Here is a 13,718-nt window from a genome sequence, read left to right on the forward strand (position 1 = left end):
TAGTAGCTAACGGGTGCAAGAGTTAAGGATGAGGATCGCTGGAGCGTGCCTTTTTTCTTGTTTAACAAACGTGGCATGTTTGTTGTACAGTACAGATTTTTCAAAAGTAGTTTAACTATAATAAAAACTTATAGAAATGGATAAAAAATTCTAAATTTTCCTGTAATTACCGATAGTGTAGAATTAAAAATTGAGAACAGTTCAAAAAAGGGGATGCTAAGTATGGGGATTGATTTTCATAAGGATGAAAATCGTATGACTTATACGACTCGAAAAGCAGATAAGTCGTGGATGGATGCTATAAATGAGCTTGTACCAATACATCATATTTCTAATGCATTGGATATAGGGTGTGGTGGAGGAATTTATTCTAAGGCATTATCTGATATGGGCGTAAAATCTATTACTGGTGTCGACTTTTCTAATGCAATACTTGAAGGTGCTAAAGAAAACTGTAAAGATTATAGGAACATAACTTTTAAACAAGGGAATGCTTTACATACGGAATTGGAAAGTGACTGTTATGATTTTTTGCTTGAAAGAGCATTGATCCATCATATAGGCGATTTACAGAATTGTTTTGTGGAGGCATATAGATTATTACAAGATAATGGATACTTCATTATTCAAGACCGTACGCCCGAAGACTGTTTATTAAAAGGGAGTGACAGTCATATTAGAGGGTATTTCTTTGATTTATTTCCAAAGTTAATAAATAAAGAAACTAAAAGGAGATATAGTAGCCAATATGTTGAGGAAGCACTTCAGCAAGTAGGATTCAGAGAAATTCAAGAAGTTAAATTATGGGAAATTCGAAGGGTGTATGATTCCAAAGAACAATTACTTCAAGATTTAAGCAAAAGAGCAGGAAGAAGTATTCTACATGATTTAGAAGCTAGAGAATTAAAAGTATTAATTAAATATATAGATGAACTAATTTCAACTGAGCAGAACATAGTTGAAAAAGACAGATGGACGATTTGGAAAGCAGTTAAATAGGTGTATCATTTGTTATTTTGTGAACAAATACACTTAAACTACGGGGCAGGTTAGTGGAAGAAGGTATTTCTATATTTTTACTTGAATATATCTATAAAAAGACTATAAGATGGAGGGCTGTTTATGGCATTAGTATCAATCTATACTGTTGGTAGGCTAAACCATCATTATGACCACCCTACCTCTCGTGAATTTTATCAAGTTGGAAATGGAGTATATCGTCAGGCAACTAAATCAGGACTTATAGAGGCATTTTCACCTGAAGGAGTCCCTTTCCCTGAAGAAACCGTAAAGGGAAAGGGCTCTCCTATTCTTACTCTTACGGTATGGAGAAATCTTCAATCCTTATATCGCTTTACCTATTCGGGACAGCATATACAAGCATTACGGGATAGAAGCAAATGGATGGAGCAATATCCAGAGAAACACCTTTCTTATGTAGTTTGGTGGACAGAAAACTTGAAGGATGTCTCATGGGAGGAAGCATTTAAGAGATATAACTATTATATTCAGCATGGCCCAACTCCTTTTGCATTTGATTTTAAGCATGCATTTGATGAAAAAGGGGAGAGGATCATGATTAGTAACGAGGGCTCACTTAGGAGAGAATTGTGAAGTGTTCCACTTAAACAAACAGGTGGTTTAGTTTAACAAAATTAAGTCTTATGAACAATGAAGATTTTAGTTATTCAATTAAAGGGTGCGTTTATTGTGCAACGTGTCTTTTTTTAGGACTAATTATTGTAATATTAAAAGATTGGATTGAAAAGTAGATGGAAATAAGATTAGCTAAGTTAAAGGACTTAGAGCAGGTGGTATTTATATTGAATGAGGCTACATTGGAATTACAACAAAAAGGGATTCATCAATGGGAATACCCTTGGGATAAGAATAAAATACAAAACCAAATAAAAAATAACTACTCTTATGTATTATTAAAACATAATAAAATAATAGGAACCTTTTGTATTAATGATATAAACTATATCAATGATTTAACAGTTGATGAAGAAAGTAAATACTTATCTCAAATTGCTATTTTACCCAAATTCCAAGGAAGAAATGTTGGTTCCGCAATAACCGACTTTACTTGTTCTTTTGTAAAAGGATTAAACCAAACTCTATATTTAGATTGTTGGGCTGGTAATGAGAAGTTAAAAGAATTTTATTTGAGGAATGGATTAGAATATATAGGCGATTTTCCAGAAGAAGACTATTTCATTAGTGTTTTTAAATATAGTTGTATTTCCTCATCAAAATAGAGCAGCTACCATACGAAGTCGTAGGAGTTGGTTGGTTCTTCAAGTCTCTATTTTTAATCGCCAACATAGAATGATTCCTGTATCTACGAAACCAAATGAGAAGCATCTAAGATAGTAGTTTCTAATATAGATTCTTTCTGGTTTTCTGCAACTTCAAGTGCTATTACTTCATCTTATCCCCGTTGATTTTTCGTAATTCAATCATGTGTTTATCTCCCCTCTAATTCAAGCCACTTTCAATCACACATAACTGCACGTGTTGCTTTGAAATGAATTTTGATGAAAACATCGTTAGTTCATACTCTTTAAAATTTCAATTCCAATATAAACTTAAATATTTCCTTTACTTTCCCTTAAATTTTTCCAAACCAAAATGATACTTGCTTCGTCTAAAATGGGTGATAGGGGTGAAGCTTAGATGGCTGATGAAAAAATAGCAATAAATGTTGATGACATAGAAAATACTGAACAAATTATCGGCCAATTAATGGATAATTACAGCGATGATGTACTGCATCTTGTTTTTTCATATGTGAAGAATCGAACGACAGCTGAGGATTTAACGCAAGAGATATTTATTAAGTGCTATGAAAAACTAGGTCAGTTTAATCATAAGTCATCAATAAAAACGTGGCTATATCGAATTGCCATTAATCATTGTAAGGATTACTTGCGTAGTTGGCATTATCGCAAAATAAAATTCAGCGATAAAATTTGGGACCATATTCCATCCAAGTCAAAACATGTGGAAGAGGAAATAATCTCAAGAAATGTAGCGGACAGTTTAACAAGTGCTGTGATGGATTTACCAGTAAAATACAGGGAAGTTGCCTTTTTACATTACTACGAGGAGCTTTCATTAGCAAATATCAGCAAGATTACGGGTGTCAATAGTAATACATTAAAAACTAGATTAAAGCATGCCAGAGAATTATTAAAGAACAAGATGAAAAAGGAGGTTTAATCATGGGCGATCCATTCTATAACTTAAAGAATTCTATAAAAAAAGATTTTGCAGGTCTTTCTTTTTCCGAAGAGAGAAAAAATGCGGTGAAAGAAACAATCCGTAGGAAACAATCTCACCTAGAACTTCATTATTGGAAAGTAGAAACCCTAAAAAATATATTAGAGTCACTGCAAGATGGAGCAAAGCATGGGTACGATATTTCCACCCAACTATTTCGTAAAAATGAGCTTAGCTTCAAAAGCAATGAAGGTCAGCTTTATATCCTTTTACATCTACTTGAAAATAAGAAAATCATTACTTCAAAATGGATTGAAGACAGGAAATACTATTCCCTAACTACGAAAGGAAAAAAATATGTAGATTCTTGGGAGCATAGAGGTTCTAAACAATGCGCATCACTGAACTATTTAATTGAGGAGGCTTCTTTATGAGTTCTTCCAAATTTGAGGAATATTTAAGTAAAGTCATCTCTCAAGTGAAATCCAAGGAAGCTCACAGTATGATCAAAAAGGAGCTTAGTGATCATATGGAAGAGCTCAGCCAATCCTTTCAAGAGAGAGGAGTATCTATAAAGGATGCGGATAAAAAGGCAATGGAGGAAATGGGAGATCCCTCTACCGTTGGTAAAAACATGAATCATCTTCATAAACCGAGAATGGATTGGCTCCTTATTGTTTTATTTGTCATTCTTGCAGGCATTAGTTTTCTTCCACTGATTGGTGGTTTTTCAGTACCTAGCAATTCTTTTATGAAAAAACAAGTAGTCTGGCTCGTCCTTGCTATTCTTGCTCTCGTAGGATTTCTATTCTTTGATTATAGGAAACTGAAAAATTTGTGGATGTATTTTTATGGAGGTGGGTTAATCCTTTTTTTTACAACTTTTTTAGTTGGCATGGAGGTTAACGGAGCCAAAAGATGGATTTCTTTCGGGGGTATGACGATTGATGGTCCAGCTATAACCTTATTTTTATTTTTCTTAGCGTGGGCCGGCATTTTTGCCAAAATCAATGAGTTTAAGGGTTGGAAAAAACAAGGAATGCTATTATTTCTATTTTGGACTCCAGTCCTTCTCTACATCATGGTCCCACAATTTATGTATAGTATAATATACTTTTTTTGCGTATTAGCGATGTATGTTTTTTCTTATGTTCATAAACAATTTGCCACTAAAGTAGCCGTGGGTAATTTGCTTATAGGTATCATTTTCATTAGTACAATGATCCTTTATTTCCCTAATAGCTTTCTCTCTGATACACTCATACCATTGAAAGATATCCTTTCAGAGGCTGGTTGGTTTGGTAAGGGACTTTACAATGATCTAAAGCTCCCTGAAGCACATACAGATTTGGTATTCCCATTTCTCGTCTATTCTCTTGGCTGGGCATTCGGAATGCTCCTATGTCTACTTCTCTTTGTATTTATTTTGCGGATTTCATTAAATGCTTTTAAGACAAAGGATATATTCGGCAGATTATTAGTAATCGGTGGGGCTGCATTATTTATTATTCCCGCTTGTTGGAACATTCTAATGGGTCTTGGAATCGTCCCAATTATGGTAGTACCCCTGCCGTTTATTAGTTATGGAGGAAGCATGTTGCTAGTTTACTCTGCACTACTAGGCCTTATTCTGAACGTTTATCGAAGAAAAGATATTGTCGAACCTACAATAGTAAATTAATTTAGTGTATAACCTTTACCAAATACTTTATTAAAACACATATTGAAATCGAAAGCCTGTATCTTAGATTAAAATAACCTTTGATACAGGTTGATTTCTATTTCGCGGTTAGGTATAAAGTTTGATCAAGAAATATCTCGAAAACCACATTTTGCGTTAACTTAAAAAGCCTATTTTGAAATAAAGATTGATCAAAATGGGCTTTTTCTTTGTGGTTGATGGACCTTGTCACTCATATTCATCAAACTAAAATAAGCTAAAAGCTAAGTAGAGATACCATCTCTTCTAGCTTTTAGCTAATATTTAAGTAGTAATAAAAGATTTATGCTGTTGGATTTGGGTGAAATTACCCTTATTGAGTACCGCTTTCCTCTCACTTGTTCTCGCTACTGCCTCAGCAGTACAGGATGCGTTGACTAAAACTAGGCTGGCCTCATCACCTACATTTGGCCATTGATGTTCCCCAGCTTTATTTAATGGTGTAATCCCACCAGTTGCATATTTTAAAGATTGACTAAGTGAGATTTCATCACTCTTTCTATAAGTCTCGCAATACCTCGTTACCTTTTCCAGAACATCTCCGTTACCAAACGGACCCCATGAATCATAAAATCCATCACAACCAAGATGAACATTCACGCCTTTTTTATCCAGTAATGCAATAGGTGGTAGTGATTTTGTGATAGGAATGGTGGACATAATTGAGATCCCCAAATCGCTTAATTGATCACTCATATGCTCAGCTTGTTGTAAAGGAACTTCGCCTAGACAGAAAGCATGGCTAATTGCTACACGATTATGCCATTTTGCTTCTTCGACCATCTCAGCTAACTTGTCAATCGTATAATAGCCTACATGCCCACCATCATGGAGATGGATATCGATATCAACATCAAATTCGGTCGCTAAATTCATTACCTCGAATAATGATTGCTCAATGTTTTTATCTATTCCAGCTGGATCTAACCCCCCAATAAGTGTAGCACCAGAATTTAAGGCTTCTTTCATTAAAGGAATGACGTCCCCTTTTAATAATCCATGTTGCGGAAAAGCGACAATATCATAGGTTAGTTGATCAGAATAGCTATCAAGCGCTTCGTATACGCCTTCTAAATTCTTTAAACCAATGTACGGGTCAATATTTACATGAGTGCGAATATGGGTGGAACCTTTAGAAAGTATAAGTTCAATCATTTTAGAAGCTCGTTGTTTAACTGTAGTTGAGAGTTCCTCTAATTCCATTGCTTCAAGGCGCAACCGTTCTTCTAAGTTTTTGGCAGGTGTACAAGCCTTCCAATCTAGCGATAGGTATGTTTTATCTAAATGATTATGCATTTCTTTTAAGCTAGGTATGGCCAGAAGACCCTTACAATCAATTTGATTCTCTTCAGGAGAAATTTTATCCTTTTTTTCTTTTTTCTCAACAATTTTTCCATCAACAATTTTTAAATGGTATAAGTCTGTTTTGGTGGTATATGTGTTATTTTCATCTCCAACATATCCTACTTCTAGCAATACATTTGTTAGCCAAAATTTATTTTTCACGATATAACCCCTTTCGATTATATAGTTTGCTCTGACCCTAGCTTGCTTTCTACCTTTTTTCCTTTAAAGAAAAGTGATTTGATGGAACCTCTTCTAGCTATGGCTTCAGCGGAACATGATGAATCCACTAACATCATCGTTGCCTCATCGCCTACTTTAGGCCACACTCTTTCACCGTCTGCATTTAACGGTTTAATCCCACCTGTACCATATTTTAAAGCTGTTGATAATGAATGTTCGTCACTCATTTTAAATCGCTCTGCTAAAATAGAAAGTTTTTGAATAGTATCACCTGTTCCAAAAGGTGACCAATGATCAGTAATACTATCATGTCCTACTGAAACAGTAATGCCTATCTTATCTAATAGTGGAACGGGAATAGTTGGTCTATTAATTGGAATTGTTGTAGTAATATCAATTTCCTGTTCCTTTAATTGTTCGCCTATGTCGGTTAGTTTACTTTCATCTAAGTCCCCTAGCGCAATGCCATGACTTATCGTAGCTTTTCCTTTCAACCCTGTTTGTTCAGTATAATATGCCATTCTTTCAAAGGTAAAAGCACCTAATGAGTTCGGATCATGGAGGTGAATGTCTACACCTTTATTATTTTCATTTGCAATATCAAATATAGTATATAATGACTTTTCAATATTACGGTCGACAGTTGCAGGGTCAACGCCACCAACCAATGTAGCCCCATTTCTCATGGCATCTTTAACTAGTTGCACAGAATCACTTCTTAGCAATCCATGTTGAGGGAAAGCGACAATATCATAAGAAAGTACATCTTCATATTTTTTTAAAGCACTTACCGTTGCCTCCAAGTTTTGTAAACCAATGACAGGATCAATATTACAATGTGTGCGTATATGTGTATGCCCATTTGCTATATATAGTTCAATCATTTTTTCAGCACGTTCTTGTGCTGTTGGTAGCAACTTTGGTAATAACTTTTTTTCTTCATCCAATCTTGTAAAGATGCCATTAGTTATAGGTGTACATGCTTTCCATGGACCCCCATAGTATGTTTTGTCAATATGAATATGCATATCTTTTAATGAAGGTAATAACAAATACCCCTGTCCATCTATGCTCAATTCATGAGTATCGGGTAACTGATTGGTTATATCAGTAATCTTGCCATCCTCTATTTTTAGATGACATAATTCCGTTTTTGTCCCTCGGATTTCACCATCTTCTATGTCAAAAGACTTCTCTAGTTTTACATTTAATAACCATTGAATTGTCATTTGTGTACCTCCTAAAGAGTTTTTAAAGGGGAATAGAGTTTTTTAGCTAGTTAACCCCGTTATAATATAAGATTTTATTTTAGCTTCACTTCATTAATCATTAAATAGTTGGCCGCATTTAACCACATACCACTAACAGTTTTACTGTGAACTGCTAGATGCTCGTAATTACGGATAGGTACATATACCGCCTCATCTAGTTCTATTTCCATAGCTTCTTCATACAAGGCTAACCGTTTATCATTATTTGTTTCTTGCCGTGCTGCTTCAATCAATTGATCTACATCCGGGTTACTGTAATAGAAGTGGTTACCTGGTGAACCTTGAGAATCCGAGTGGAATAAGTTGTATTGATTATAATCACCATCACCGGTAGCATTACCCCATCCACCGATAAATAAATCATGGTCAGATTTATCAATTGTATCAATATACGAACCGTATTCCATTACTTGAATTTCTATATTTACACCTATTCCCTTTAATTGAGATTGGATCACTTCAGCCATGTTGATTCTTTCTTTTCTGTCATTCGTAAGTAGTGTTAAGTTAAGGTTATCTTCAAAACCAGCTTCTTTTAATAATTTTTTTGCTTCATTAAGGTCGTAATCAAATGGAGCAACATTTTCGCTATATCCAAATACTTTAGGGCTCATTACCGAGTTGGCGAGTGTGCCGACATCATTATAAACACCTTTTATGATTGAGTCCCTTTCAATTGCATGGCTAATGGCTTTTCTTACCCTAATATCGTCTAATGGTTTTTTAGAAGTATTAAAGCCTATATATTCTACAGCAAGGCCCTCCGTCCGATATAGCCCCATGCTATCTGATGCCACAATACGGTCAAGTTCAGTTACGGGTACTTGATCATTTATGTGTGCCTCTCCTGTTTCAATCATGGCTAATCTAGTAGCATCCTCTGGCACAACTTTAAAGACGACACGATCCAGACTAGGTTTTTCTCCCCAGTAATCTTTATTTTTGTTTAATGAGATTTCTTGCCCTGACTTCCAATGTTCAAATAGAAAAGGTCCAGTACCTACTGGATGGTCCATTAATTGATCAGGATTTTCTTTTAATACTTTTGGACTTATTATACTTCCCTCTTGGCTAGCTAAAATAGAGAGTAAGGGTGCGTATGGATAGTCTAATAACAATTGCACAGTGTAATCATCTACGATTTTTACTTCATTTATCATACTTAGCTTTTCCCTTTGCGGGGATTCTGTTTTAGGATCTAGCAACCTATCAAATGTTGTTTTCACAGCTTCCGCATTAAATGGCGTTCCATCGTGAAACTTTACTCCCTCCCGAAGCTTAAATTCCCAAGTTGTCTCATTTATTACTTCCCACTCTGTTGCTAAAAGAGGCTGTATTTTAAAATCCTTATCAGGGACTACGAGTGTTTCATACACCTTTTGGTAAGTAATATTAGCAGAAGGTATATCTGTAATGAAATGAGGGTCAAGCTTTGTTGCATCTGATAAGCGAACTACTGAAAGTGTACCTCCTTCTTTTGCTGTATCTTCGTTTTCCGCATTTGCACTCTCACTATTAGATTGTGTTGAACATGCTGTGAAAAGAGTTAATACTAATACGATGAATCCTATTAAGATGTTTTTCTTTTGTAACCTTTCAACCATACTTTCCCTTCTTTCTTTTCTTAAGTGAATGTTTACATTAAATTTAATGCTTATCTGCATTATAGAGGATGATTTTTTAAAATATTTATATTATATTTACTTCTTTTTTCATTTTCTTCATCAATATTCTGAAAATTATTTACTTTCTATTTAAATTTGATAATTTTATTCACATGATTATTCTTCAATTCTAAGGGGGACTTACTGTTGGAAACGACCATACTATCCATTCATAAATATTACAGGAGGAAGATGCAATGTCTATTGAAGTAAAATCCGAGCTTAATCATTCAGTGTCTCAAGTTTTAAACAAACCAAAGGAATCACAGATAAAAAATGCATTAGCCATACTTCTTAGCAATAAAGCAGCAATGATAGGTGCAATGATTATTATTTTCTATCTTTTGATTGCGTTATTTGCTCCTTTACTCGCACCTTATGATCCATATGCAATTAACTTGGATAACAAATTTATTCCTCCTTCTGCTGATCATTGGATGGGGACTGATGATAAAGGTAGAGATATTTTAAGCCGCCTTTTATATGGTAGTCGTTTATCAATGGGCGTAGGGTTTGCAGCAGTAGCTTTTGGCGCATTATTTGGCATAATGTGCGGATTAATCGCTGGCTATTATGGAAAATGGGTGGGTTCTATCATAATGAGAGTGATGGATATTCTACTCGCTTTTCCAGGGATTTTACTTGCTTTAGCGATTATAGCTGCATTGGGGCCAAGCTTAATTAATGTAACCATTGCAGTAGGGGCATTTTCAGTCCCATTATTTGCTCGAATTGTACGTGGATCCACTCTAGAGGTGAAAAAACTGGAATACATCGATGCCGTTCGTTCACTAGGTGCAAATGATTTCGTCATTATTTTTAAACATATTTTGCCTAATATTCTATCTCCTATTATTATCCAAGGGACTTTAAGATTAGCCACAGCAATTCTCTCAGCAGCAGGGTTGTCCTTCCTTGGATTAGGTGCACAGCCTCCATCTCCTGAATGGGGCACAATGTTAAGTAGTGGGCGTGATTTTTTATTCTCAGCTCCATATATTGCCCTTTTTCCTGGCCTGGCCATCTCAATTTTGGTTCTAGGATTTAATATTTTTGGTGATGGTTTACGAGATGCGTTAGATCCTAGAATGAAAAACTAATAATAGGAGGTTTTGAAAATGGCAATGTTTATTTTTAGGCGATTGTTCCAAACAATCCCGGTCATTATTGGTGTCACTTTTGTTGTATTCTTTATCATGCAGCTAGTACCTGGAGACCCAGCTGTTATTCTAGCTGGAGAAGGAGCGTCTAAGGAGACGATTGAGGCGTTAAGAGAGCAGCTAGGACTGAATCAACCCCTCATTATTCAATACTTTGACTATATAACAAGTCTGTTAAAGGGAGACTTCGGTACTTCATTAAAAAGTAGTCAGCCTGTATTAGACGAGATATTAGTAAGGCTTCCAATAACAATGGAATTAGCTTTTGTTAGTATTCTTATAACCATTTTCCTCGGTATGGCTGCTGGGATCATTGCAGCTATAAAACCATACTCTTTACAAGACATAGGGGTCATGTTAATTGCTTTATTAGGCATATCGTTACCGAGTTTTTGGTTGGGGTTAATGTTAATGTATTTCTTTTCCGTAAAGCTACAAATTCTCCCTGTAGCAGGTTGGGATAGCCCTCTTCATATCATCCTGCCGGCCATTACCCTAGGAGTAGGGGGCGCAGCCATTGTAGCACGAATGACAAGGTCTAGTATGTTAGAAGTTATAGGCCAAGATTATATACGTACTGCACGAGCGAAAGGAATGAAAGAAACAATCATCATATTCAAACATGCTTTAAGGAATGCCCTTATACCGGTAATCACAGTCGTAGGTTTACAGTTTGGTGCTTTACTAGGCGGCACGGTGTTAGTTGAGTCCATCTTTGCTATTAATGGACTAGGGAGAATGATTGTGGATGCGATACGAATGAGAGATTTACCAATGGTTCAAGGCGGGGTTCTAGTCGCGTCACTTATTTTTGTGATTGTGAATCTATTGGTTGATATTTTCTATAGATTATTTAATAAACGTATAGATTTAAATTAAAAATGGGGTGCGCAAATATGGCGGAAAAAGAGATACCTATACTCGAAGTGAAGGGATTAAAGACCTATTTTACTACGAAAAAAGGAACTAGCAAACCGGTTGATGGCATTGATTTCGTTCTGAATAAAGGAGAAACACTTGGAATAGTAGGAGAGTCTGGGTGTGGAAAAAGCATGACTTCTCTTTCGATTCTTCGTCTCATTCCCTCCCCATCAGGAAAAATTGCTGGAGGATCTATCTTATTTAAAGGAAAAGATTTAGTTAAGTTACCAGAAAGTGAAATGAGGAAGGTAAGAGGCAATGATATTTCAATGATATTCCAAGAGCCGATGACATCCTTAAATCCGGTTATACCTGTTGGCGAGCAAATTGCTGAGGCTATTCGATTACATCAAAATTTAGGGAAAAAAGCAGCTTGGGAAAAATCGGTCGAGATGCTTCGTTTAGTAGGCATTCCCTCACCAGAAAAAAGAGCCAAGCAAGAACCTTTTCAACTAAGTGGTGGGATGCGCCAACGTGTAATGATTGCGATGGCTCTTGCCTGTTCCCCTGAAATACTGATAGCTGATGAGCCAACAACTGCCTTAGATGTAACCATACAGGCACAAATTCTTGAAATAATAAAAAACTTACAAAAACAGCTTGGGATGGGTGTGATTATGATTACTCACGATCTTGGTGTCGTGGCAGAAACCTGTGATCAAGTGGTTGTCATGTATGCGGGGAATATTGTAGAACATACCTCTTCTAAGGAGTTATTTGCCAATCCTAAACATCCGTATACACAAGGATTATTAGCATCTTTGCCAAATATAACTGAGGATGTAGAGGAGTTAAGAACAATTGAAGGTACAATTCCTAGCCCGTATAATTTGCCAAAGGGCTGTCGTTTTTCATCAAGATGTCCTCATAGCAAAGATATTTGTTCTGAAAGAAACCCTGAATTATTCGAAGTCAGCGATGAAACAAAAGTGAGATGTTGGATATACTCAGATAATTGGAATAATCAGAGTAAGAGGGAGGAGGGGTGTCTAAATGAAAAGCATAGCTGAGCGAAAAGTACTCCTTCAGGTAAATAATTTAAAACAACATTTTACAGTGAAAAATGATGCTTTGTTTAAGCCGAAAACGGTGGTAAAAGCAGTTGATGGCATTTCATTTGAACTGTATGAGGGAGAAACATTAAGTATTGTAGGTGAATCGGGTTGTGGAAAGTCAACGACTGGCCGAGCTATTCTACGACTAGATGAACCATCAGCTGGTGAGATTTATTTTGGAGGAGAAAATCTCCTTACTGTTAAGAAGAAGGACATGAGAAAGTTACGTGGGGATTTACAAGTTATCTTTCAAGATCCCTTCGCATCACTTAACCCTAGACAAAAAGTAAAACAAATCTTAAATGAAGCGATGGCTACACAGAAGTCAGTTGAAAAAGAGAAAAGGCCGGAAAGAATGAAAGAACTATTAGAATACGTTGGTCTACCGTTAGAATCATTGGAACGATACCCACACGAATTTAGCGGTGGCCAAAGGCAGCGTATTGGCATTGCTAGAGCGCTCGCAGTTCATCCTAAATTAATTATCTGTGATGAAGCAGTTTCCGCATTGGATGTCTCTATACAAGCGCAGATATTAAATTTATTAAAACAATTACAAAGACAGTTTAATTTAACTTTTCTATTCATCTCACATGATTTAAGCGTTGTTAGACATGTATCTGACCGGGTAATGGTTATGTACCTTGGAAAAATCGTTGAAATCGCAGATAAAAAAAGTCTGTTTGATAAACCGATGCATCCATATACACGTGCATTATTATCATCAATCCCTGTACCCGATCCTACTATAAAGCATGAACGCATCATTTTAAAAGGGGATGTACCTTCTCCTATTAATCCGCCAAAAGGATGTCGTTTTCATACAAGATGCCCATTTGCTACGGATCTTTGTCAAGAAACTGAGCCAGAGTTAAGGGAGTTGGAGAAAGGCCATTTTGTGAGCTGTCATATGGTGGAAAAAATATAGTGGGATAATAATTTCTCTATACAAAATATTTACAAGAATATAAAATATCAATAAAGGGAGTCTACCCTTTGATCTAAACGGTAAACAAACTCATCATTAATTGAAAGAGTAGGTTATCGCATTTTCGGAGGCTAACCTCATGTTTTTAGCGGTTCAAGGATCGAGCTTCTCAAAAAGGGAACTGAAGTATACTGCTCAATTCCAACTGAAATTTCGATATTTCTATGTCTACGCGCTGAAGGGAGTG

Annotated in this window: 13 protein-coding genes; 10 read left to right on the plus strand and 3 right to left on the minus strand. The window is 35.9% G+C overall.

The window, feature by feature from the left end:
- Positions 1–222 precede the first annotated feature (222 nt).
- The 6 genes from MKX67_RS03535 to MKX67_RS03560 all read left to right on the plus strand — a co-directional run bounded on the left by MKX67_RS03535 (position 223) and on the right by MKX67_RS03560 (position 4,906).
- Entirely contained in the window at positions 223–999 is a 777-nt protein-coding gene (locus MKX67_RS03535; RefSeq protein WP_341098515.1) for a class I SAM-dependent methyltransferase, read from the plus strand.
- A gap of 123 nt (positions 1,000–1,122) precedes the next feature.
- Positions 1,123–1,614: a DUF3291 domain-containing protein gene (locus MKX67_RS03540; protein WP_095370607.1), complete on the plus strand. Its 492-nt coding sequence runs from the start codon at positions 1,123–1,125 to the stop codon at positions 1,612–1,614.
- Positions 1,615–1,823: 209 nt separating this feature from the next.
- Complete coding sequence (locus MKX67_RS03545) at positions 1,824–2,261, plus strand: GNAT family N-acetyltransferase (RefSeq protein WP_180317011.1); 438 nt, start codon at positions 1,824–1,826, stop codon at positions 2,259–2,261.
- 418 nt (positions 2,262–2,679) lie between these two features.
- Positions 2,680–3,225 (plus strand): sigma-70 family RNA polymerase sigma factor, encoded by a 546-nt coding sequence (locus MKX67_RS03550; RefSeq protein ID WP_340977815.1) that lies wholly within the window; start codon positions 2,680–2,682, stop codon positions 3,223–3,225.
- A 2-nt stretch (positions 3,226–3,227) separates the two neighbouring features.
- A complete protein-coding gene (locus MKX67_RS03555) occupies positions 3,228–3,659 on the plus strand; it encodes a PadR family transcriptional regulator (RefSeq protein ID WP_342488840.1) in 432 nt (143 codons plus the stop codon).
- The gene (locus tag MKX67_RS03560; protein ID WP_342488841.1) at positions 3,656–4,906 is read left to right on the plus strand and encodes an FtsW/RodA/SpoVE family cell cycle protein; all 1,251 of its coding nucleotides are present in this window, start codon (positions 3,656–3,658) and stop codon (positions 4,904–4,906) included. The genes MKX67_RS03555 and MKX67_RS03560 overlap by 4 nt, the downstream gene beginning before the upstream one ends.
- 303 nt (positions 4,907–5,209) lie before the next feature.
- Here MKX67_RS03560 and MKX67_RS03565 read toward each other — a convergent pair whose 3' ends face one another.
- The 3 genes from MKX67_RS03565 to MKX67_RS03575 form a co-directional block, all read right to left on the minus strand.
- The gene (locus MKX67_RS03565) at positions 5,210–6,451 is read right to left on the minus strand and encodes an amidohydrolase (protein WP_095370602.1); all 1,242 of its coding nucleotides are present in this window, start codon (positions 6,449–6,451) and stop codon (positions 5,210–5,212) included.
- A 17-nt stretch (positions 6,452–6,468) separates the two neighbouring features.
- Positions 6,469–7,701 carry an amidohydrolase family protein gene (locus tag MKX67_RS03570; RefSeq protein WP_095370601.1) on the minus strand — a complete coding sequence of 411 codons (1,233 nt, stop codon included), beginning with the start codon at positions 7,699–7,701 and terminating at the stop codon, positions 6,469–6,471.
- 74 nt (positions 7,702–7,775) lie between these two features.
- Positions 7,776–9,347 carry a glutathione ABC transporter substrate-binding protein gene (locus tag MKX67_RS03575; protein WP_342488842.1) on the minus strand — a complete coding sequence of 524 codons (1,572 nt, stop codon included), beginning with the start codon at positions 9,345–9,347 and terminating at the stop codon, positions 7,776–7,778.
- Positions 9,348–9,604: 257 nt separating this feature from the next.
- Between MKX67_RS03575 and MKX67_RS03580 the strand changes: the two genes are divergently transcribed.
- The 4 genes from MKX67_RS03580 to MKX67_RS03595 are packed head-to-tail and all read left to right on the plus strand — an operon-like array spanning position 9,605 to position 13,471.
- Positions 9,605–10,507 carry an ABC transporter permease gene (locus MKX67_RS03580; protein ID WP_342488843.1) on the plus strand — a complete coding sequence of 301 codons (903 nt, stop codon included), beginning with the start codon at positions 9,605–9,607 and terminating at the stop codon, positions 10,505–10,507.
- Positions 10,508–10,525: 18 nt separating this feature from the next.
- Positions 10,526–11,446, plus strand: coding sequence for a nickel ABC transporter permease (nikB, locus tag MKX67_RS03585; protein WP_095370599.1), 921 nt, complete (start codon positions 10,526–10,528; stop codon positions 11,444–11,446).
- Positions 11,447–11,463: 17 nt separating this feature from the next.
- The gene (locus MKX67_RS03590) at positions 11,464–12,498 is read left to right on the plus strand and encodes an ABC transporter ATP-binding protein (RefSeq protein ID WP_095370598.1); all 1,035 of its coding nucleotides are present in this window, start codon (positions 11,464–11,466) and stop codon (positions 12,496–12,498) included.
- Positions 12,482–13,471 (plus strand): dipeptide ABC transporter ATP-binding protein, encoded by a 990-nt coding sequence (locus MKX67_RS03595; RefSeq protein WP_342488844.1) that lies wholly within the window; start codon positions 12,482–12,484, stop codon positions 13,469–13,471. Before MKX67_RS03590 ends, MKX67_RS03595 begins: the two co-directional genes overlap by 17 nt.
- Positions 13,472–13,718 lie beyond the last annotated feature (247 nt).

This window comes from Cytobacillus sp. FSL W7-1323, from assembly GCF_038595015.1.
Classification (GTDB): Bacteria; Bacillota; Bacilli; order Bacillales; family Cytobacillaceae; genus Cytobacillus; species Cytobacillus kochii.

Coding starts and splice junctions, on each gene's coding strand:
- MKX67_RS03535 (WP_341098515.1), top strand. CDS start 223: ATGGGGATTGATTTTCATAAGGATGAAAATCGTATGACTTATACGACT.
- MKX67_RS03540 (WP_095370607.1), top strand. CDS start 1,123: ATGGCATTAGTATCAATCTATACTGTTGGTAGGCTAAACCATCATTAT.
- MKX67_RS03550 (WP_340977815.1), top strand. CDS start 2,680: ATGGCTGATGAAAAAATAGCAATAAATGTTGATGACATAGAAAATACT.
- MKX67_RS03555 (WP_342488840.1), top strand. CDS start 3,228: ATGGGCGATCCATTCTATAACTTAAAGAATTCTATAAAAAAAGATTTT.
- MKX67_RS03560 (WP_342488841.1), top strand. CDS start 3,656: ATGAGTTCTTCCAAATTTGAGGAATATTTAAGTAAAGTCATCTCTCAA.
- MKX67_RS03570 (WP_095370601.1), bottom strand. CDS start 7,701: ATGACAATTCAATGGTTATTAAATGTAAAACTAGAGAAGTCTTTTGAC.
- MKX67_RS03575 (WP_342488842.1), bottom strand. CDS start 9,347: ATGGTTGAAAGGTTACAAAAGAAAAACATCTTAATAGGATTCATCGTA.
- MKX67_RS03580 (WP_342488843.1), top strand. CDS start 9,605: ATGTCTATTGAAGTAAAATCCGAGCTTAATCATTCAGTGTCTCAAGTT.
- nikB (WP_095370599.1), top strand. CDS start 10,526: ATGGCAATGTTTATTTTTAGGCGATTGTTCCAAACAATCCCGGTCATT.
- MKX67_RS03590 (WP_095370598.1), top strand. CDS start 11,464: ATGGCGGAAAAAGAGATACCTATACTCGAAGTGAAGGGATTAAAGACC.
- MKX67_RS03595 (WP_342488844.1), top strand. CDS start 12,482: ATGAAAAGCATAGCTGAGCGAAAAGTACTCCTTCAGGTAAATAATTTA.